Source organism: Sinorhizobium numidicum, from assembly GCF_029892045.1.
Classification (GTDB): domain Bacteria; phylum Pseudomonadota; class Alphaproteobacteria; order Rhizobiales; family Rhizobiaceae; genus Sinorhizobium; species Sinorhizobium numidicum.
On record NZ_CP120368.1, the window covers coordinates 104,399 to 123,598 of the forward strand.

At 61.9% G+C, this 19,200-nt stretch carries 20 protein-coding genes; 10 read left to right on the forward strand and 10 right to left on the reverse strand.

Annotated features, from left to right (window positions below; genetic code table 11):
• Positions 1-186 precede the first annotated feature (186 nt).
• Positions 187-1,356, forward strand: coding sequence for a zinc-dependent alcohol dehydrogenase (locus PYH37_RS11555; protein WP_280735076.1), 1,170 nt, complete (start codon positions 187-189; stop codon positions 1,354-1,356).
• Between the two features lie 46 nt (positions 1,357-1,402).
• Here the strand turns inward: PYH37_RS11555 and PYH37_RS11560 are convergent, their stop codons facing one another.
• From PYH37_RS11560 to PYH37_RS11575, 4 genes are all read right to left on the reverse strand, one after another.
• Positions 1,403-2,113 (reverse strand): metallophosphoesterase family protein, encoded by a 711-nt coding sequence (locus PYH37_RS11560; protein ID WP_280735077.1) that lies wholly within the window; start codon positions 2,111-2,113, stop codon positions 1,403-1,405.
• Complete coding sequence (locus PYH37_RS11565) at positions 2,110-2,928, reverse strand: nucleotidyltransferase family protein (RefSeq protein WP_280735079.1); 819 nt, start codon at positions 2,926-2,928, stop codon at positions 2,110-2,112. Before PYH37_RS11565 ends, PYH37_RS11560 begins: the two co-directional genes overlap by 4 nt.
• 209 nt (positions 2,929-3,137) lie before the next feature.
• Entirely contained in the window at positions 3,138-3,743 is a 606-nt protein-coding gene (locus PYH37_RS11570) for a general stress protein (RefSeq protein ID WP_280735080.1), read from the reverse strand.
• A 39-nt stretch (positions 3,744-3,782) separates the two neighbouring features.
• On the reverse strand, positions 3,783-4,094 hold the full coding sequence (locus PYH37_RS11575) for a PepSY domain-containing protein (RefSeq protein ID WP_280735081.1): 312 nt from the start codon (positions 4,092-4,094) through the stop codon (positions 3,783-3,785).
• Between the two features lie 199 nt (positions 4,095-4,293).
• Here PYH37_RS11575 and PYH37_RS11580 point away from each other — a divergent pair, with 199 nt between their 5' ends.
• The 9 genes from PYH37_RS11580 (at position 4,294) to deoA (ending at position 14,103) form a co-directional block, all read left to right on the forward strand.
• Positions 4,294-4,443, forward strand: a complete 150-nt coding sequence (locus PYH37_RS11580) for a hypothetical protein (protein ID WP_280735082.1) — start codon at positions 4,294-4,296, stop codon at positions 4,441-4,443.
• A gap of 137 nt (positions 4,444-4,580) precedes the next feature.
• Entirely contained in the window at positions 4,581-6,839 is a 2,259-nt protein-coding gene (locus tag PYH37_RS11585) for a heavy metal translocating P-type ATPase (RefSeq protein ID WP_280735083.1), read from the forward strand.
• A 220-nt stretch (positions 6,840-7,059) separates the two neighbouring features.
• Complete coding sequence (locus PYH37_RS11590; RefSeq protein WP_280735084.1) at positions 7,060-8,595, forward strand: ABC transporter ATP-binding protein; 1,536 nt, start codon at positions 7,060-7,062, stop codon at positions 8,593-8,595.
• A complete protein-coding gene (locus tag PYH37_RS11595) occupies positions 8,592-9,725 on the forward strand; it encodes an ABC transporter permease (protein ID WP_280735085.1) in 1,134 nt (377 codons plus the stop codon). Before PYH37_RS11590 ends, PYH37_RS11595 begins: the two co-directional genes overlap by 4 nt.
• A 3-nt stretch (positions 9,726-9,728) precedes the next feature.
• Positions 9,729-10,700: an ABC transporter permease gene (locus tag PYH37_RS11600; RefSeq protein WP_280735086.1), complete on the forward strand. Its 972-nt coding sequence runs from the start codon at positions 9,729-9,731 to the stop codon at positions 10,698-10,700.
• A 2-nt stretch (positions 10,701-10,702) separates the two neighbouring features.
• Positions 10,703-11,098, forward strand: coding sequence for a cytidine deaminase (locus PYH37_RS11605; RefSeq protein ID WP_280735087.1), 396 nt, complete (start codon positions 10,703-10,705; stop codon positions 11,096-11,098).
• On the forward strand, positions 11,095-11,892 hold the full coding sequence (locus tag PYH37_RS11610) for a purine-nucleoside phosphorylase (protein WP_280735088.1): 798 nt from the start codon (positions 11,095-11,097) through the stop codon (positions 11,890-11,892). The genes PYH37_RS11605 and PYH37_RS11610 overlap by 4 nt, the downstream gene beginning before the upstream one ends.
• A gap of 124 nt (positions 11,893-12,016) precedes the next feature.
• Entirely contained in the window at positions 12,017-12,790 is a 774-nt protein-coding gene (gene deoC / locus PYH37_RS11615) for a deoxyribose-phosphate aldolase (RefSeq protein WP_280735089.1), read from the forward strand.
• Complete coding sequence (gene deoA, locus PYH37_RS11620; RefSeq protein ID WP_280735090.1) at positions 12,787-14,103, forward strand: thymidine phosphorylase; 1,317 nt, start codon at positions 12,787-12,789, stop codon at positions 14,101-14,103. Before deoC ends, deoA begins: the two co-directional genes overlap by 4 nt.
• On the opposite strand, the gene PYH37_RS11625 is transcribed toward deoA, so the two are convergent.
• From PYH37_RS11625 to PYH37_RS11650, 6 genes are all read right to left on the reverse strand, one after another.
• Positions 14,096-14,623 (reverse strand): TIGR02281 family clan AA aspartic protease, encoded by a 528-nt coding sequence (locus PYH37_RS11625; RefSeq protein WP_280735091.1) that lies wholly within the window; start codon positions 14,621-14,623, stop codon positions 14,096-14,098. The genes deoA and PYH37_RS11625 overlap by 8 nt on opposite strands.
• A gap of 231 nt (positions 14,624-14,854) precedes the next feature.
• Positions 14,855-15,484 (reverse strand): uracil phosphoribosyltransferase, encoded by a 630-nt coding sequence (upp, locus tag PYH37_RS11630; RefSeq protein WP_280735092.1) that lies wholly within the window; start codon positions 15,482-15,484, stop codon positions 14,855-14,857.
• A 140-nt stretch (positions 15,485-15,624) separates the two neighbouring features.
• Positions 15,625-16,599, reverse strand: a complete 975-nt coding sequence (locus PYH37_RS11635) for an adenosine deaminase (protein ID WP_280735093.1) — start codon at positions 16,597-16,599, stop codon at positions 15,625-15,627.
• Positions 16,596-17,816: a phosphopentomutase gene (locus PYH37_RS11640; protein WP_280735094.1), complete on the reverse strand. Its 1,221-nt coding sequence runs from the start codon at positions 17,814-17,816 to the stop codon at positions 16,596-16,598. The genes PYH37_RS11635 and PYH37_RS11640 overlap by 4 nt, the downstream gene beginning before the upstream one ends.
• 127 nt (positions 17,817-17,943) lie before the next feature.
• Positions 17,944-18,528 carry a TadE/TadG family type IV pilus assembly protein gene (locus tag PYH37_RS11645; protein ID WP_280735095.1) on the reverse strand — a complete coding sequence of 195 codons (585 nt, stop codon included), beginning with the start codon at positions 18,526-18,528 and terminating at the stop codon, positions 17,944-17,946.
• Between the two features lie 7 nt (positions 18,529-18,535).
• Complete coding sequence (locus PYH37_RS11650; RefSeq protein ID WP_280735096.1) at positions 18,536-19,144, reverse strand: TadE/TadG family type IV pilus assembly protein; 609 nt, start codon at positions 19,142-19,144, stop codon at positions 18,536-18,538.
• Positions 19,145-19,200 lie beyond the last annotated feature (56 nt).

The following is a 19,200-nucleotide window of genomic DNA, read 5'->3' on the forward strand; positions in this document are numbered from 1 at the left end:
ATCACGTTCATGATTTTAGGTCGATCCGACCTAAAATCATCGTGATCTAGAGGGGCTGAGGAAAAGTGTGCGCGGTTTTGCGCCCCGCATCCGCTCTCGTGATCTGGACCGCAACGCGGGCGCTGCGCCTGCCTCGACGGACGCGGAAATCCTGCATTTGGGCGACATTCGACAAAGGAGGCCCAAGTGAAAGCCCTGACTTGGCACGGCAAAGGCGATATCCGATGCGAGAGCGTCCCTGATCCGAAGATCGAGGACGATCGGGACGCCATCATCAAGGTCACCGCCTGTGCGATCTGCGGCTCGGACGTCCACATTTTCAACGGCCTTATTCCTGCCATGGAGCGCGGCGACGTCCTGGGCCACGAGACCATGGGCGAGGTCGTCGAGGTGGGCAAAGGGACGACCAAGCTGACGGTCGGAGACCGCGTCGTCGTGCCTTTTACCATAGGATGCGGTGAGTGCTTCTTCTGCCGGCGGGGCTTCTATTCCGGCTGCGAGCGTAGCAATCCCAATCGCGAAAAGGCCGCAAAGTTGTGGGGCAACTCGCCGTCGGGTCTGTTCGGTTACTCACATCTTCTCGGTGGCTACAGCGGAGGACAGGCGGAATATCTGCGCGTGCCCTATGCGGATGTGGGGCCGATCAAGGTTCCGGACGAACTGGCGGACGAGCAGGTGCTGTTCCTCTCCGACATCTTCCCGACCGGCTACATGGCCGCCGAGTTCTGCAACATCCAGCCGGGCGACACGATCGCCATTTGGGGCTGCGGTCCGGTCGGTCAGATGGCGATCCGCTCGGCATTTCTGCTCGGCGCTGAACGGGTCATTGCGGTTGATACGGTTCCGGAGCGGATGAGGCTCGCCGAGTCGGCCGGCGCGATGACCCTCGATTACATGCAGGAGGGTATTTACGAGCGGATCATGGAGATCACTCGCGGTCGGGGAGCCGATGCCTGCATCGACGCGGTCGGGACGGAGGCAGACAGCAGGGCAAGCCTCGATTCCTTTGTCGACCGCGTGAAGGTCGCGACCTTCATGGGAACGGATCGCCCGCACGTGCTGCGGCAGGCAATACATTGCTGCCGGAATTTCGGAACGGTTTCCATCGTCGGCGTCTATGGCGGATATCTGGACAAGATCCCGATGGGGTCGGCGATCAACCGCGGGCTGACTTTCCGCATGGCGCAGACGCCGGTGCAGCGTTATCTGCCTTCGCTTCTCGAGCGCATCCGCAACGGCGAGATCGACCCTTCTTTCATTATCACCCACAGGGGCCGCCTCGATGATGGTCCCACACTCTACAAGACCTTCGGCGATAAGAAAGACGGCTGCGTAAAGGTCGTGCTGCGGCCATGAGCAGCTTCGTCCGTCCGATCAACGTTGTCGCCGCGATCAGGCAGACTTAAAGTTCAAGTATGGCATAGGGGCGGCCGGTGGGCTTTTCCACATGCGTGGCGACATTGAAAACGGGGGCACCGCCCGGCGTCTGCCCCTCATAGACGCCCTTGTGCGCATGGCCGTGAACGACGGCACTGACCTCAAAACGGTCGATTGTCTCCGCAAGGCGGGATGAGCCGAGAAACGGGTAGATTTCCTTGGGTTCTCCGGCGACCGTTTCGGCAATCGGCGCGTAGTGCAGAACCACCAGCGCACGCGGCGTCTTGGCCGTTCTCAAGGCATTTTCGAGCCGCATCGCCTCGTCGACGCTCTCCGAAACCATCGTCTTTATCGCGGCCTCGCCGAACGCCCCCAACATATGACGCCCAAAGCCGCCGATGAAGCCCTTCGTCCCGGCGAATTCCACGCCCGCAATTTCGACGGTCTGGCCGTCGAGAAGATGAACGCCGGCCTTCACGAGAATTGACGAGATTTCCTCGACCGCATTGCATTGGTGATCATGGTTTCCGAGAACGGCGACAACGGGGATGGTGCAGGACTTCAAGTCGGAGACCAGAAGCTCGGCTTCCGCGGGTTTGCCGAGATCCGTCAGGTCGCCGGCTATGACGAGCACGTCCGCGACGCGCGATATCTCTGAAAACAGCTCTGTGTAGGAGACCGACCGGTCCTCTTTCACGTGGAGGTCCGCCACGGCGGCGATCTTCACTTTGCTCATGATACCTGTTCCTCTATTCCGTCGCGCATCTCGCCGTCGCCGCCGACATCACCGAATCCCCATTCCTTGACGTCGATTTCGTAGTCGATATGGGAATACATCCTTCCACGGCAGATTTTCGTCTGCGGCAGCGGCAGGTCGCGTTGCGCCGCCAGCCTGCTCAGGAGCTCGTCCATCAGCCAGAGCGGAACCTTGTTGCGCTCCGAAGGGTATATCCATCGGAAATTGAGAAGATGGATCAACAGGACTTCCCAGTGAGCTTCCATGTATTCGAGCAATCTTGTCCAATCGATCCGGTCGTGCGCCTTGAGGATGACGTGCGCCACGTCGGCGCCGTCGTACCGGTCGCGAAACTGGATGAAGGATTTCGACCAGACCAATTCCGTCGGCGAAACGATCGAAACCGGGCAGGCGTTGAGTTCTACCGGCACCGCATGCGTAAACCAGGCATCGGTCACCAGCATGGTTCCGTTCGGCGAGGCGAAGATCACATCGAAGAAGAACCTTCCCTTGAACACTTTCCCGAGCCATCGGTCGTCTTCGATCTCGACGGCGTATCCAAGGGATTTGAAGTGCTGGAGGATGCGGGCGCAGTCGCCCGCCTTGCAGAACACGTCGAGATCTTTCGTCGGCCTCGATATGCCGGTATAGGCACTCACCGCGAAAGTGCCCGCGATCAGAAACGGAATTTTCGACCGCACAAGCTCCGCGATCGCTTCGGCAACAAAGGCTTCGGCTTCTTCATTGACGAGTTGCGGCAGGGCGAGGGGCTCGGCCGTGTTGGCATCCGGCTGCGGCGGCATGGCTGACGTCATGCTTTTCTCCCGAACGAACGAGATTTCTACGACAACACCTCAGCCTTGCGGAAGTTCCTCTATGGGCTCGGGGCCTGCCCCGATTGATATCGTCAGGAGGAACATGCATCATGATGCATTCGCGCAGCGCCCCGCGAGCGTTTGCGCCGGCATTGAAGAGCGGCCGCCGCTCGGTCCATGGTGGCCGCTCCTGAACTGCGTGGTAGTCCTTATGGCATCATGCTGCGATAGCGTTCCCGTTCGCGCCGCACCTGATCGAGCGTGTACGGATCCAGCCGCTCGTCGAACCGTGTCCACCCTTCTTCGGTGTAGACGCGCCGGCGCAGCGATGGGTCCACTCTGTTCCATTTCCTCATGATCGCGTCCGCTTCAGCGACCATCATATCATCCACCTTTGCGGTAACAAGCGTTCCGCCGCGGCGCACGCCTTCCGCGTAGAGCTGGGCGTCCTCTTCCCTGACGCCGGAATCGGTGAGCGCGCCGACAATGCCGCCAGCGGCTGCGCCGGCGACGGCACCCGCCGCAGCGCCTGCTGCCGTCGACGCCAGCCATCCTGCGGCGACAACCGGGCCGACCCCCGGAATTGCCATCAGGCCGAGCCCCGTCAACAGACCGATGGCACCGCCGCCGGCAGCGCCGAGGCCGGCGCCCGCTCCCGCCCCTGTCGCGGCTCCGGAGCTAACGTCGGAATAGCGATCGCCGGCATTGTTGGCGACGATACTGATGTTATCCGAGGGAATCCCGACGCCTTCCAATTCGCTGACGACCTTCCGGGCATCGTCGTAGTCGTCAAAGAGTCCTGAAATGGTTCTCATTCTTTTTCCTCCTCTGGACCCAGATGGGCGCTTCGCCGCCTAGAGGGCGGTAATGTTGCCCTGGAAGTCGAGCGCGACCGAGACGGACTCTCCGTCCTTCATTGCCGTCGCCCGCCAAACGCCCTGGTGGTCGAGCTTCAGCCCTTTGACATCGGTGTAGCCGGCCTCTTCGATACGCTTCTTCGCCTGGTCCTCTGTGAAGCTGTTCTCGCCGGCGACCGGCGCCGCCGGGTTTTGCGTCCCGGGCGTGGCGATGGCCGGTGTGTTTCCGGAGGGAGATGCTGTCTGTGCAAGGGCCGGCATTGCAGCTGCGCTTACCAGCACTGCAACGCCAAAGATGGTATTTTTCATGGCCTTACCTCTTTTCGGGAATCGCGTTGGCTTCCCGCCATCCAAACTGGCCGCTCATGGTTTGGTTCCGTGGCGCTCGCCCGTGCGAAGGAGTGTCAACGCAGATGGCTCTCGTTCGCTGCAGACCGAAGCACGCGGAACTTTATTGACGTTCTTCGGTTGCGCTCCTCGTAAATCCAACTCTCTGAGGAGGGCGAAAATGGCCACCAATCTGAAGGACGGAAAGACCGCGAAAAGTTCCAAGGGAACGCACGGCGGAAACCGCGCAGGCGATCAAGCGAAAAAAGACGACGCAACGAAGAAGAGCAGTCAGGCTGCGGGCAAGGACCCGCACCGGGGCAGTAAATGACGAGCGGCGCTGCTGACGGCAGCCGCATCCGTCTACCGCCAGCGGAAGACAGGGAATCCGTGCAGCGACATCTTTCCGCCTTGCACCTCTAGTCGCTAGAGGTCGTAGCCTGCTTCGGGAGTCGCATGGAGCAGGCAATGGAAAGCAATGTTCGGGAAACGAGATACCGCGTCGAGGGGATGGATTGCGCCTCCTGTGCGGCAAAGATCGACACCGCGGTGCGGCGCGTCGCCGGTGTCGAAGACGTCAAGATTTCTGCGGCCATGGGGACGATGACGGTCCGGCATACAGGCGCTGTCGGTCCCGTCATTATCCGAAAGGTCGGCGGGCTCGGCTACGGGCTTTCTCCCATGGACGGCCTAACGCAATCGGAACTGCCGCACGCAGACGATCATGATTGCTGCGGCCATGCGCATGAACACGCCGGGTGCGCACATCGGCACGGCCACGAGCATCCGAAGGGCGGGGCATCCGCGTTTTTGAACGGTGTTTCTGTGAAATCGTCCGCCGGTCCTCGCGGACATGCCGCCGATCGCTGGTGGAGAACGGGGAAAGGCCGTCTCGCGGTCGCCTGCGGCATCGCACTTGCCGTCGCTTACGCAGCCGGAAAATTCGTTCCTGCGAGTGGTCCCTGGGTCTTCACGCTCGCCATGCTCGTCGGGCTGCTGCCGATCGCCAGAAGAGCGGTGATGGCAGCCTTTGCCGGCACGCCTTTTTCGATCGAGATGCTGATGACCATCGCGGCACTCGGCGCCGTCGTCATTGGTGCAGGCGAAGAAGCGGCAATGGTCGTGTTTCTCTTTCTCATCGGCGAGCTGCTCGAGGGAGTTGCGGCCAGCAAGGCGCGAGCGAGCATCGAGGCCCTGACAGCGCTCGTGCCGAAATCGGCGCTCATGGAGACCGATGGAGCGACGAGGGAAGTTCCTGCGGAAAGCTTGCCGGTCGGAGCTATCATCCTCGTTCGGCCGGGCGACAGAGTTTCCGCCGACGGTGTGATCGTCGCCGGCGAAAGCAGCATCGACGAAGCTCCGGTGACCGGGGAGAGCACGCCCGTCTCCAAGGAAACCGGTGACAGCGTTTTCGCCGGCACCGTCAACGGCGCCGGCGCCCTGCGGATACGCGTTACGGCCGCTTCCGCGGACAACACCATCGCCCGCGTCGTCAAGCTGGTCGAGGCGGCACAGGAAAGCAAGGCGCCGACGGAGCGTTTCATCGATCGCTTTTCGCGCTACTACACGCCTGCCGTGGTCCTCGTTTCAGTCCTGGTTGCGATCGTTCCGCCGCTTTTCTGGGATGGCATCTGGCAGGACTGGATTTACAAGGGGCTCGCCCTTCTGCTGATCGGTTGTCCCTGCGCGCTGGTGATCTCGACGCCGGCGGCAATTGCCGCGAGCCTCTCTGAGGCTGCGCGGCGCGGCCTTCTGATCAAGGGCGGAGCCGTTCTCGAGGATCTCGGACGGATCACGGCTGCTGCCTTCGACAAGACCGGAACGCTCACGCAAGGTAAGCCGGTCATGACCGATGTCGTCGGTTTCGACATGGCCGAAGCTGAGGTCGTCCGACATGCTGCCGCACTCGAACAGGGCTCCGGGCACCCGCTTGCGGGGGCGGTTCTTTCGCGCGCCGAGTCCGACGGGCTGACGCTGCCGCGGGTCGAGGATGCAAAGGCGATCGGCGGCAAGGGAATTTCCGGTTCGGTGGCCGGTGCGGCGCTTTTCCTCGGTTCATCGCAGGCCGCCGATCAGCGCGTCCCGCTGACCGCGGGACAGAAGGAACTGATCGCCGCCCTCCATGACCAGGGCAAGACCGTCTCCGTACTGCTTGCCGACGGCAGGGCGGCAGGGATTCTCGCGATGCGTGATGAACCGCGCGCGGATGCCGCGAAAGGCGTGAAGGCGCTGACGAATCTCGGCATTCGCGTGGTGATGCTGACCGGCGACAACCGGCGCACCGCGGAAACGATCGGCGGCCGGCTTGGCATCGAGGTGCGGTCTGAACTCCTGCCGGAAGACAAGCAGCGGATCATCCGCGAACTGCAGGCCGAAGGGTTTGCGGTTGCCAAGATCGGCGACGGCATCAACGACGCTCCGGCGCTGGCGGCGGCCGATGTCGGGATCGCCATGGGTGGCGGTACCGACGTCGCGCTCGAAACCGCCGACGCCGCCAGCCTGCACGCGCGCGTTTCGGATATCGCCGCGATGGTCGGTCTCTCGCGCGCGACGATGCGCAACATTTACCAGAACATCGGCATGGCGCTTGGCCTCAAGGCGGTTTTCCTCGCAACCACCGTGGCCGGCGTCACCGGTCTCTGGCCGGCGATCCTGGCCGATACCGGCGCCACCGTTCTGGTGACGGCGAATGCGCTGCGGCTCTTGCGGCCCATCGACAGGGTCTGAGAATTCCAGGCTGTTGCCGCCTTGGCGACCGGCAACAGCCTGATCTGCCTGTGTATATTCGCGCTGGACTCTCATCAGCGATCCGGGGAGAGTATAAGGAGATCACGATTGCGGGCTTTCGCACCCGGAAATCGATGATAAACTTATACCAAATGGTAAAAAATTGCCGGCACGGTTTAGGAAGGCCGAAGCGGGCAAGAATTGGGGATCGCGGGCCGATATGGACGATATTGCCATCGAATTACGTGGGATTGACAAGAGCTTCGGGCTTGTCCACGCCAACAAGAACATCAATCTCAAGGTTCGCAAAGGCACGATCCACGGCATCATCGGCGAGAATGGCGCGGGAAAATCGACGCTGATGTCGATTCTCTATGGTTTCTATCAGGCCGATAGCGGTGAAATTCTCGTGGATGACAAGCCTGTCTCCATGCGGGATCCCAATGCCGCGATCGCCGCCGGCATCGGCATGGTGCACCAGCATTTCATGCTGGTCGAGAACTTTACCGTGCTCGAGAACGTCATGCTGGGCGCCGAAGACAGTCAGATTCTCAACAAGGGGATCACCAAGGCGCGGGTCGAACTGAAGCGGCTCGAAAAGGAATATGCTCTCGAGGTCAATCCCGACGCGCTGATCGAGGAACTGCCGGTCGGGCTTCAGCAACGGGTGGAGATCCTGAAGGCTCTCTACAGGAAGGCCGATATCCTCATCCTCGACGAGCCGACGGGTGTGCTGACACCGCCGGAAGCGAACCATCTTTTTCGCATCCTCGGGCAGCTCAAGGCCCAGGGCAAGACGATCATCCTCATCACCCATAAGCTTCGCGAGATCATGGCGATCACGGACGAGGTTTCGGTGATGCGCCGCGGCGAGATGGTTGCAACCCGCAACACCCGCGAGACCTCGGTCGAGGAGCTTGCCGAACTGATGGTCGGTCGCCGGGTGCTGCTTCGGGTCGAAAAGGGCGAGGCAAGCCCCGGTGACGTGAAACTCGCCGTTCAAGGCTTGACGGTCAAAGACAGCCGCGGCGTCACCATGGTCGACGACGTCTCCTTCGACGTACGGGCCGGCGAAATCGTCGGCATCGCCGGCGTCGCCGGCAACGGCCAGTCGGAGCTGCTCGAAGCGATTGCCGGCATCCGCAAGGCGACCTCCGGGACGGTGTTTTTGAACGGAAAGCCTGTCGACGTGACGGGTCATGCCGATCCGGCCGCGCTTCGGGGTCGCGGCCTCGCCCATGTCCCGGAAGACCGGCATCATGTCGGGCTCGTCTTGAAATTCGAGGAGAGTGAGAATGCGATCCTCGGCTACCACCATGATGCGCGTTATTCGAACGGCGTGTTCCTCGACATCGATGCGATCCGCGAGGATGCCGAGGAAAAGATCGGCAAATACGACATCCGTCCGCCGAATGCCCGGCTGAAGACCGCCAATTTCTCCGGCGGCAATCAGCAGAAGATCGTTCTCGCGCGCGAAATGGAACGCGGGCCCGACGTTTTGATCATCGGTCAGCCGACCCGCGGCGTCGACGTCGGCGCCATCGAATTCATCCACAAGCGCATCATCGAGATGCGCGACCAGGGCAAAGCCGTCCTGCTCGTCTCGGTCGAACTCGACGAGATCCGCTCGCTTTCCGACCGCATTCTCGTGATGTTTGCCGGACGCGTTGTCGGAGAGCGCAGCCCGGAAGCGACGGAGGGCGAGCTCGGCCTGCTGATGGCCGGCGTCGAAGGCCGCAAGGAGGCCGCGGAATGAGCACCCCTTATGCGAAGCTTCCGGGATGGGTCGAATATGGCCTGATCCCGGTGATCAATCTCGCCGTCGCCTTCCTTGTGGCAGGCCTTGTCGTTTTGCTCGTCGGTGAAAATCCGCTTGAGGCCGCCTACCACCTGATCAACGGCGCTTTCGGTCGCGGCGAATATATCGGCTTCACGCTTTATTATGCGACGACCTTCATCTTCACGGGTCTTGCCGTTGCCGTCGCGTTTCATTGCGGCCTCTTCAACATCGGAGGTGAAGGGCAGGCTTACGTCGGCGGCATCGGCGTAGCGCTCGCCTGCCTATGGCTCGACAAGACCATGCCTTGGTACGTGGTTTTCCCGCTCGCCATCGTTGGCTCGGCATTCTTCGGAGCGCTCTGGGCTTTCCTGCCGGGTTGGCTTCAGGCGAAGCGCGGCAGCCATATCGTCATCACCACCATCATGTTCAACTTCATTGCATCGAGCCTGATGGTCTATCTGCTCACGCGTGTGCTGAAGCCGCTCGGCTCGATGGCTCCGCAGACGCGGACTTTCGCCGAGGGCGGACAACTGCCGAAGCTCGACTGGTTGCTGTCGATCTTCGGACTGAACGTCGGCACGGCGCCCTTCAACATTTCCTTTCTCCTGGCACTCGCGGCGGCTTTCGGCGTCTGGGTGCTGATCTGGCGCACCAAGCTCGGCTACGAGATGCGCACGATGGGGCATAGCCCGTCAGCCGCTCGCTACGCCGGCATTCGCGAGAGCCGTATCACGGTCATTACAATGATGATCTCGGGCGGACTTGCCGGGATGATGGCGCTGAACCCGATCATGGGCGAGCAGTTCCGCATGCAGCTCGATTTCGTCCAGGGCGCCGGCTTCGTCGGCATCGCCGTAGCGCTAATGGGGCGTTCGCATCCGGGCGGCATCATTCCCGCCGCGGTCCTTTTCGGCGTGCTTTACCAGGGCGGCGCGGAAATCGCATTCGAAATGCCGTCGATCTCGCGCGACATGATCGTCATTATCCAGGGCCTCGTCATTCTTTTTGCCGGCGCGCTCGAAAACATGTTCCGGCCGGCGATCACCCGTGCCTTCGCGATGCGAGGCCAGCGCGCGGCTGCCGTAGCGCAGACCAAGGGAGCTTGAAGCATGGATTTCTTCCACGTCCTCACCGTGCTTCTGGAATCGACGATCCGCGTCTCCGTGCCATTGGTCTTTGCGGCGCTTGCGGGGCTGTTTACCGAGCGGGCCGGCGTATTCGATATTGGCCTCGAGGGCAAGATGCTCGGTGCAGCCTTTGCGGCCGGCGCCGTCGCCGCGGTGACCCAATCGGTCTGGATGGGCCTCTTGGCGGCGATCCTCGTTTCGATCCTTCTGTCCCTGGTTCACGGCTACGCCTCGATCACCCAACGCGGCAACCAGATCGTTTCGGGCGTGGCGATCAATTTCATCGTCGCCGGCTCCACCGTGATCCTGGGCGAGGCCTGGTTCCGGCAAGGCGGGCGCACGCCGGCGCTGGCGGAAGGTGCGCGCTTTCAGACGATCAACTTTCCCTTCGCCGACGCGGTCCGCGAGCTCCCGATCCTCGGCCCGGTCTATGCGGACCTCTTTTCCGGTCATTTCCTGCTGACCTATGTGGCTTTCGCCATGGTGCCCGCCAGTTGGTGGATCCTCTACCGCACCCGTTTTGGGCTCAGGCTGCGTGCTGTCGGCGAGAATCCCGGTGCCGTCGATACCGCAGGTATTTCGGTGATCTGGCTGCGCTATCGCGCGGTCATCTGCTGCGGCATTCTCTGCGGCTTTGCCGGCGCCTATTTGTCGTTGGCGATGACGGCCGGTTTCGTCAAAGGCATGACGGCGGGCAAGGGCTATATCGCGCTTGCCGCCCTGATCTTCGCCAAGTGGCGGCCATTTAACGTGATGCTTGCCTGCCTTCTCTTCGGCTTTCTCGATGCCTTCGCCATACGCCTGCAGGGCATGCCCTTGCCGCTCATTGGCCAGGTTCCGGTGCAATTGATGCAGGCTCTGCCCTATATCCTCACTGTCATCCTGCTTGCCGGTTTTATCGGCAAGGCCATACCGCCCAAGGCGGGCGGCGTACCCTACGTGAAGGAGCGCTAGCCATGTCGAAGAACGAGCTCTTCGTTGCTGCGCGCGAAGCCATGGCAAAGGCGCATGCGCCCTATTCGAAGTTTCCGGTGGGCGCCGCCATTCGCGCCGAGGACGGCAAGATCTATACGGGCGCGAACATCGAAAACCTGTCGTTTCCGGAAGGATGGTGCGCCGAGACGACGGCGATCAGCCACATGGTCATGGCCGGCCAGCGCAAGATCATGGAAGTCGCCGTGGTTGCCGAGAAGCTTGCCCTTTGCCCGCCCTGCGGCGGCTGCCGGCAGCGCCTCGCGGAATTCTCCGGCGCGAGCACGCGCATCTATCTCTGCGACGAGACAGGCATCAAGAAGAGCCTCGCACTTTCCGACCTGCTGCCGCACAGCTTCGAGACAGAGATCCTCGGATGACGGAAGCAGCCGAATTCCTGAAAGGGAAATTGGGAGGGCTATCGCCGCGCTACGGTATCGTGCTCGGCTCCGGTCTCGGTTCGCTGGTGGAGGCGATGGCTGAACCGATCCGCATCTCCTACGCGGAAATACCGGGTTTTCCCGTGAGCAGCGTTTCTGGCCATGCCGGTGAGGTTGTGGCGGGCAAGCTCGGCGATGTCCCCGTCGCAATGCTCTCAGGCCGGGTTCACTACTATGAATGCGGCGACGCCAGGGGGATGCGGGTGCCGATCGATACGCTGAAACGGATTGGCGTCGAAAATCTCATTCTCACCAATTCGGCGGGATCTCTGCGGGAAGACATGCCGCCCGGATCGGTCATGCGCATCGCCGACCATATCGGTTTCTCCGGCGCCAATCCGCTGATCGGACTTGAGGGCGACGAGCGTTTCGTCGGCATGACGAGTGCCTATGACGCCGTGCTTGCTGAACGGATGCAAGGAGCAGCCGCGCGGCTCGGCATTCCGCTGCAGAGCGGCGTCTACATGTGGTTCTCGGGCCCGAGTTTCGAAACGCCGGCGGAAATCAGGATGGCCCGCATTCTCGGAGCGGACGCCGTCGGCATGTCCACGGTACCTGAAGTCATTCTGGCTCGCTTTTTCGGGTTGAGGGTTGCAGCGGCCTCCGTCATTACCAATTTCGGCGCGGGCATGACCGGGGCGGAACTCAGCCATCACGAAACGAAGGACATGGCGCCCGTCGGCGGCAAGCGGCTCGCCGCCATCCTGAAAGAGATGATTGCCACTGAAGCCTGAAATGCCGGTCCTACTGCATGATTCCTCAAATCGGTTCCGATTTGAGGAATCATGCAGCAATTCGAAGTGCTACAGCGACCTTGTGCATCAGAAAGACGCACGGCGCTGTAGTGGAGGGACGCCCATGATTGAGGCCACCAATCGGCAAGTCGCACAACTTGCGCTTTCGCTACTCGATCTCAGCGACCTCGGCGCCGATTGTACGAAAGAATCGATCAAGAAACTCTGTGCCGACGCCCATACGCCCTATGGCAGTGCCGCTGCCATCTGCGTCTGGCCGCGTTTCGTGGCCGAGGCTCGCCGGACGCTTGGTCCGGAGAGTGCGATCCGGCTCGCGACGGCGGTCAATTTTCCAGGCGGCGATGGCGCAGTCGCCGCGGTTGTCGCCGAAACGAAAGCCGCAATCGCCGAGGGCGCCGAGGAGATCGATCTCGTCATTCCCTATGAGACACTCATTCAGGGCGACGAACAGGCGACGCGCCGGATGATTTCGGCTGTCCGCGCAGTCTGCCCCGCATCGATCGTTCTCAAGGCGATTCTCGAAACGGGCGCTCTCAAGGACCTCGCCCTCATCCGCCGAGCGTCCCACATTGCCATCCGGGAGGGTGCGGATTTCCTCAAAACCTCGACCGGCCAGAGCGAGGTCAACGACACGCTGGAGGCGGCGGACGTCATGCTGACCTGCATCCGCGAGAGCGGCCGCCGGGTCGGCTTCAAACCTTCGGGCGATGTTCGTACTTTTGCCGACGCCAAACTTTATCTTGATCTCGCGATCACCATTCACGGGCCGGACTGGCTGATGCCCTCGACTTTCCGCTTGGGCGCTTCGGGATTGCTCGAAAGCATTCTGGCGGTCATCGAGGCAAGCGATGCAATGCGAAGAACGGCGGTCTATTGACGATGCTCCCACAGGAAGTGATCCGGAAAAAGAGGGATGGCGGCCAGCTTGAAGCCGACGAGATCGCTGGCTTCATTAAGGGCCTTGCCGACGGTTCGATCTCCGAAGGACAGGTTGCCGCCTTCGCGATGGCCGTGTGGTTTGCCGGCATGAACCGCGAGGAGTGCGTGGCACTGACGCTTGCAATGCGCGATTCCGGCGAAGCACTCGACTGGAGCATCCTTGGCCGCCCGGTCGTCGACAAGCATTCGACCGGCGGCGTCGGCGACAATGTCTCCCTGATGCTGGCGCCGATCGTTGCTGCCTGTGGTCCGGCCGTGCCGATGATCTCTGGCAGGGGGCTCGGCCACACGGGTGGCACGCTGGACAAGCTCGAATCGATCCCGGGCTATGATATTCAGCCTTCGCCGGCGCTGTTCCGCAGAGTGGTCGATGAGGTCGGCTGCGCGATCATCGGCCAGACGGCAAACCTCGCACCGGCCGACAAGCGCCTTTACGCGATCCGCGACGTCACGGCGACGGTCGACTCGGTGCCGCTGATCACTGCTTCCATCCTCTCGAAGAAGCTCGCCGCCGGTCTCCAGTCGCTCATACTGGATGTCAAACTCGGCAACGGTTCCTTTATGGCGGACGCAAGCGAAACGGAGATCCTTGCGCGTTCGCTTGTCGATGTTGCCAATGGTGCCGGCGTGCGCACGTCGGCATTGATCACCGACATGAATGAACCGCTCGCCGACGCAGCCGGAAATGCGCTCGAGATCAAGAACTGCCTTGCTTATCTCCGCGGCGAGAAGGCGGGCACGCGTCTCGATAAGGTGGTCATGGCCTTAGCTGCCGAGATGCTAGTGGCTGCCGGCGTCGCGGCGGGTCCGGCTCAAGCGGAGGCGATGGCGCGGAGAGCATTGCAAAGCGGCGCAGCGATGGAGCGTTTCGCTCGCATGATCCATCTGCTCGGCGGGGCTGCCGACTTCGTCGATCATGCCGAGACCTATCTCGCAAAGGCGCCTGTGGTGGTGCCGGTAGACGCCGGGAGGGATGGCTATCTGACCGCCTGCCGCACGCGCGAGTTGGGCATGGTAGTCATCGCCCTTGGCGGCGGCCGAACGCGTCCGGACGAGGAAATTGACCACAGGGTCGGCCTCGATGGGCTGAAGCCGCTCGGAACGAGAGTGCAGAAGGGAGAGCCAATTGCTTTCATCCACGCGGCCGATCGGCAGATGGCCGGGGAGATGCGAAAGATGGTCGCCGCGCTCTACACGATCGAGGATGAACAGCCGGCGCCGCGCCCGGTCATCGTTTCCAGGATCACCTGACGAGATGGAGCGCGCCGCCCTCAACCCGATAGGACGATAGCCGATTCAGGAAAGACATGCCGACGAGCGTGCCCGAAAGTGCCTTGTCCGGGAGAACCATGGCGTCGACATCCTTAAGCGAAATGCCGCCGATCTCGACACGGTCGAGTTTGACATAGGCGGCCTCCACGATGCCGTTGGCCGTCTGAGCCCGCGCGTCAAAGGCGAGGCTTGCAACGGAAATGCCGAACCGCCGGGCGGCGGAGGCATTGATGGCGATCGTGCTGGCACCGGTATCGACCAGCCCCCTTTCAGGTCGTCCATTGATCCGGAACGTACCGAAGAAATGGCCGGCGCCATCCGCCTCAAGTGCGATGGCTTTGCCGATTGCGTATTTGGCGGTCGCCGCTGGCCCTGTACTCGCGGCCTGCGGCGTTGGCGCGGCGCCGTTCTGAGGGGCGAGGTAGGTAGAGGCGAGCTCCGGAACGATCAGGGCCAGGGCGGCAAGTCCTCCGGCAAAGACGAGCAGGCGTGTGATCATTCGCAGGCTCCAGGCGTCGGCGCGCTCGCGGTGGGGCTCATTTGAGCAGATCATCGCTACTGCACAATTCCTTAAATCGAACCCGATTTAAGGATAAAATTATGCGTTAATTGAAAATGTTACAGCGACCTTTGTGCGTCTGAAAAGACGCGCGGCGCTGTAATGCCGCGCAAAAAAGCCGCCGGAAAACCGGCGGCGCTCAACTGTTTTGCGGTTCGGTTAAGGAAAAACCTACTTGGTTCCGTACATCCGATCGCCGGCATCGCCAAGCCCCGGGACGATGTAGCCCTTTTCGTTCAGATGACTGTCGATCGCGGCGGTGAAGACCGGTACGTCCGGATGTGCGGCCTGAAAATTGCGGAGACCTTCAGGTGCGGCGAGCAGGCAGAGGAAGCGGATGTTCTTCGCGCCGCGCTCCTTCAATTTTTCGATTGCGGCGATCGAGGAATTGCCGGTCGCAAGCATGGGATCGACCACGATCACAAGGCGCTCCGACAGGCTCTCCGGCGCCTTGAAGTAGTATTCGACCGGCTGCAGCGTCTCGTGGTCGCGATAGACGCCGATATGCGAAACGCGGGCCGAAGGCACGAGCTCGAGCATGCCCTCGAGCAGGCCGTTGCCGGCGCGCAGGATCGAGGCGAAGACAAGTTTCTTGCCCTCGAGCACGGGCGCATCGGTCTCCTGCAAGGGGGTCTCGATCCGCTCCATGGTGAGCTCCAGATCGCGCGTCACCTCATAGCAGAGCAGCGTCGAGATTTCCTTGAGCAGCCGGCGGAAGCCAGCAGTCGACGTCTCCTTCTTGCGCATGATGGTCAGCTTGTGCTGCACCAGCGGATGATCGATCACTGTAACGCCGTCCATGGCTCACCTTCCCGCGAAATTGCTCCGTCCGCCTCTTTTCCATGGAAAGAGGCGAAGCCGCAAGGGTATTGGTCCGCTTCCGGCGGAAACATGCATTAGCCACTCCGGCTTAGCAACGCCGACGCCCGATCGCCTCCGGCCTACATATGGAGCATTGCCAGCAGTCTCTGTCTTGTGGGCTCGTCCACGAAAGCGGCTTCGATCGCCGTTCGCGTCATCCGGTTTAACTCACCGTCTTCAAAACCCATCACATGCGCCGCGATCTCGTATTCCTGCGCCAGTGACGTGTGAAAGAACGGTGGATCGTCGGAGTTGAGTGTGACGCGAACGCCGGCCGCGTAAAGCGGGGGCAGCGGGTGTGCCGCGAAGTCGGGGAAGACTTGCAGCGAAATATTGGAGCCGGGGCAGACCTCCAGCACGACGTCTTCATCGGCAAGGCGCTTCACGAGGTCGCCATCTTCGATCGCCCGGACCCCATGGCTTATGCGCGACGGCCGGACATGGTCCAATGCGTCGCGTACGCTGAAGGCGCCAGAAAGCTCGCCGGCATGAATGGTCAGCCCAAGACCGGCGTCGCGGACGATATCGAAAGCGCGGGCGAATTCCGCGACGCTGTGCATCCGCTCCTCGCCGGCCAGATTGAAGCCGGTGACGAGCGGATGCCGTAGCGCGGCCGCATATTCGGCGGTGCTGACGACAGATTCCGGGCCGAGATGGCGAATGCCGGTGATCAGCATGCGAGACTCTATCCCGGTCTTCGCCTTCGCCGCCTCCATGCCGGCGGCAAGGCCTTCGATATAGGCGTCAGCACCGAGCCCGATCGTGTTGCCGTGGTCGGGCGAGACGATGATTTCGCTGTAGATCGCCCCCGCCTCGGCGAGTTCCGTCAGATAGGTTTCGGCGAGAAGCGCGTAATCGCCCTCGGTCCGAAACAGCGAGGCGACGCTGTCATAGCATTTCACGAAACTGGTGAAATCGTCCCAGACATAAGCTCCGTCGCGAATGATGGCACTGGTATTGACGCCGTATTTACGCGCTTGCCGGAGCGCCAGTTCCGGCGGTGTCGCGCCTTCGATGTGGCAATGCACCTCGGCTTTCTTCAGATGTGCGGTCAAACGAGGCTTCTCCCATACGGGCCGGGCGCGATGCCGAGGTGTCTGGCGACGGTTTCGCCGATATGCGCGAAAGTGTTGGCAATGCCGAATGAACGGCTGCGCAGCGATGGGCCGAACATCAGCACCGGCACGCGCTCCCGCGTGTGGTCGGTGCCCCGCCAGGTAGGATCGCAGCCATGGTCGGAGGTCAGGATGACCATGTCGCCGGGTTTCAGACGACGGTCGAGGTCCGGCAGGCGGGCATCGAAGGCTTCGAGTGCTGCGGCATAGCCGGGCACGTCGCGACGATGGCCGTGGAGCATGTCGAAATCGACGAAATTGGTGAAAACGAGATCGCCGTCTTCGGCCTCGTCAACAGCGGCAAGGCTCGCATCGAAGAGCGCCATGTTGCCGTTTGCCTTGGTGAGCTTGGTCACACCCTGATGGGCGAAGATGTCGCCGATCTTGCCGATCGCGTGGACGGCGCGCCCCGCCTCCTTCAGCCGGTCGAGGATCGTCGGCTGCGGCGGCAGCACGGAATAGTCACGGCGGTTTCCGGTGCGGGTGAAATTGCTCGGATGCTGGCCGACGAACGGCCGGGCGATGACGCGGCCGATATTGTAGTCGTCGAGGAGGCGGCGCACGACCTGGCAGAGCTCCAGCAATCGTTCGAGGCCGAAGGTCTGTTCATGCGCGGCGATCTGGAAGACGGAATCGGAAGACGTGTAGCAGATCGGCTTTCCGCTCCGCATATGCTCTTCGCCATGGCGGGCGATGATGTCGGTGCCGGAGGCATGGCAATTGCCGAGGATGCCGGGAATATCGCCTTCGCGGCAGATTGCCTCGACGAGCTCGGCCGGAAAGGCGTCGCCCTCGGCCGGGAAATAGCCCCAGTCGAACATCACCGGGGTGCCGGCAATTTCCCAGTGACCGGACGGCGTGTCCTTGCCGCGCGAGACTTCGCTGGCAGCGCCGTAGACGCCATAGACGCGCTCCGGCAGCGTCATGCCGGCGGGCAGTCGTCCCGTTGCAAGCTTGGCCGCGTGCATCAGGCCGAGAGCGGACATGTTCGGGAGCTGCAGCGGCCCCTCGCGCAGACCTGCCCGATCGCCGGCGCCGGCCGCGCAGAATTCGGCGATGTGGCCGAGCGTGTCCGCCCCAAGATCGCCGAACGCCTCCGCATCCGGCGCGCCGCCAATGCCGAAGGAGTCGAGTACGAAGAGGAATGCACGCGCCATGAACCACCCGGTGAACCGGAATGCGGCGACGGGAGGGCCGCTATCCGGTGCTGTTGAACTGCGCGAGAGAGCCGCGCAATCCGGCAGGAATAGCGCGCCGTCACACCCATTGCAATTCAGCGGTCGGTCAGCAATCCGTGCATTTGATCGTGTTGCCGAAGCGTTGGCGATAGTAGGACGTCTTGGAAAGATTGATCGTGTTGACGTTGCTCGCGAGATTCGGCGCAAAGAGCAGGAGCTCGTGCGGAACCACGAGTTCGGTGCGCACGACAAATGCGTTCACGGCATCAAGCTCAGCGGGGACAGTGGCGGTGGAGCCGACGGCATAGGGCGTCGCACCATTCTGGTCGCGTGACCACATGACCTTGCCGCTGGTGGTGCCGCTGACCTGGATGCCGGTGATTTTCAGCGCGTAATTTGCGCTGTCATAGGGCGCTATGATGCTTTTCGCCACATGTTTCATGTCGTCCAGCAGTGTCTTGTTGATGTCGGTCTGCTGGGAGACGATGTCGGAGATAGCGCTCGAGGCGCGCGCAACCTTGCGGGCGATGGTGAAGCCGAGCGAAATCTCGAAGGCCCCGATATAGGCCATGATCAGCAGCGGCGCGACGATCGCGAACTCCACGCCGCCGACGCCGCGCCGGTCCCTCCAGAACGAGGAGAATGATCCGAGCGCGCGCCGAGCAAGCGAGAATCCCTGCAAGCGTCTCATGGCGTCCTCAGTAGTCTTCGTTGCGGAAGGTTGCGGTCGCGACCATCAGGAAATCGCGGGGCATGCTGCTGCCGGCGGGGCGCAGGTTCGTGACATAGGGGCGAATGAGATCGGTAATCACTTCCCAACGGTAGTAGGCGCGCACCATGGTGAAAGCCTTCGGACCGCCAGGAGCGAACTGGAAGCCGCTGGTATCGAGATCAGAGGATGAAGCGGAGCCGACCCGCGGTACCGCCTCTGGAAAGTTCGTCAGATCGGTGATCTCACGGATATCCAGATGGAGCTTTTCAGCGTCGGTCACTTCCGTTGCGGAACAGGGCATTAAAATCGAAATCTCATCGCAGAAAGCCTGGCGGAACTGCTCCGGTGTCGTGGTGCCCAATCTGATTTCGCCGGTACGGATTTTCCGCGCCAGCGTGTCCGTTGCGTTCGCAAGCAGCTGTTCACCGGCAAAGGCGACGAAGGTTTCGATCGAGGCGAAGACGATCACGAAGAAGGGGAGCGCGAGCACCGCGAACTCGATCGCGGTCGCGCCCTGCCTGTCGCCGAACAGACGTCGCAACAGGCGGCGAGGCGAACGCCTGCGGGGGCCGGAAGTTTCCTCTTCAATCGCCATTGTGCCGTTCCGTCAGTCACATCTGATCGGCGGCAAAATACCGGGGACTGTTGAAA

Bases quoted from the DNA above. Each gene is read 5' to 3' on its own strand.
- PYH37_RS11560 (WP_280735077.1), bottom strand. From the start codon at position 2,113: ATGAGCAAAGTGAAGATCGCCGCCGTGGCGGACCTCCACGTGAAAGAG.
- PYH37_RS11565 (WP_280735079.1), bottom strand. From the start codon at position 2,928: ATGACGTCAGCCATGCCGCCGCAGCCGGATGCCAACACGGCCGAGCCC.
- PYH37_RS11570 (WP_280735080.1), bottom strand. From the start codon at position 3,743: ATGAGAACCATTTCAGGACTCTTTGACGACTACGACGATGCCCGGAAG.
- PYH37_RS11575 (WP_280735081.1), bottom strand. From the start codon at position 4,094: ATGAAAAATACCATCTTTGGCGTTGCAGTGCTGGTAAGCGCAGCTGCA.
- PYH37_RS11580 (WP_280735082.1), top strand. From the start codon at position 4,294: ATGGCCACCAATCTGAAGGACGGAAAGACCGCGAAAAGTTCCAAGGGA.
- PYH37_RS11585 (WP_280735083.1), top strand. From the start codon at position 4,581: ATGGAAAGCAATGTTCGGGAAACGAGATACCGCGTCGAGGGGATGGAT.
- PYH37_RS11590 (WP_280735084.1), top strand. From the start codon at position 7,060: ATGGACGATATTGCCATCGAATTACGTGGGATTGACAAGAGCTTCGGG.
- PYH37_RS11595 (WP_280735085.1), top strand. From the start codon at position 8,592: ATGAGCACCCCTTATGCGAAGCTTCCGGGATGGGTCGAATATGGCCTG.
- PYH37_RS11600 (WP_280735086.1), top strand. From the start codon at position 9,729: ATGGATTTCTTCCACGTCCTCACCGTGCTTCTGGAATCGACGATCCGC.
- PYH37_RS11605 (WP_280735087.1), top strand. From the start codon at position 10,703: ATGTCGAAGAACGAGCTCTTCGTTGCTGCGCGCGAAGCCATGGCAAAG.
- PYH37_RS11610 (WP_280735088.1), top strand. From the start codon at position 11,095: ATGACGGAAGCAGCCGAATTCCTGAAAGGGAAATTGGGAGGGCTATCG.
- deoC (WP_280735089.1), top strand. From the start codon at position 12,017: ATGATTGAGGCCACCAATCGGCAAGTCGCACAACTTGCGCTTTCGCTA.
- PYH37_RS11625 (WP_280735091.1), bottom strand. From the start codon at position 14,623: ATGATCACACGCCTGCTCGTCTTTGCCGGAGGACTTGCCGCCCTGGCC.
- upp (WP_280735092.1), bottom strand. From the start codon at position 15,484: ATGGACGGCGTTACAGTGATCGATCATCCGCTGGTGCAGCACAAGCTG.
- PYH37_RS11640 (WP_280735094.1), bottom strand. From the start codon at position 17,816: ATGGCGCGTGCATTCCTCTTCGTACTCGACTCCTTCGGCATTGGCGGC.
- PYH37_RS11645 (WP_280735095.1), bottom strand. From the start codon at position 18,528: ATGAGACGCTTGCAGGGATTCTCGCTTGCTCGGCGCGCGCTCGGATCA.
- PYH37_RS11650 (WP_280735096.1), bottom strand. From the start codon at position 19,144: ATGGCGATTGAAGAGGAAACTTCCGGCCCCCGCAGGCGTTCGCCTCGC.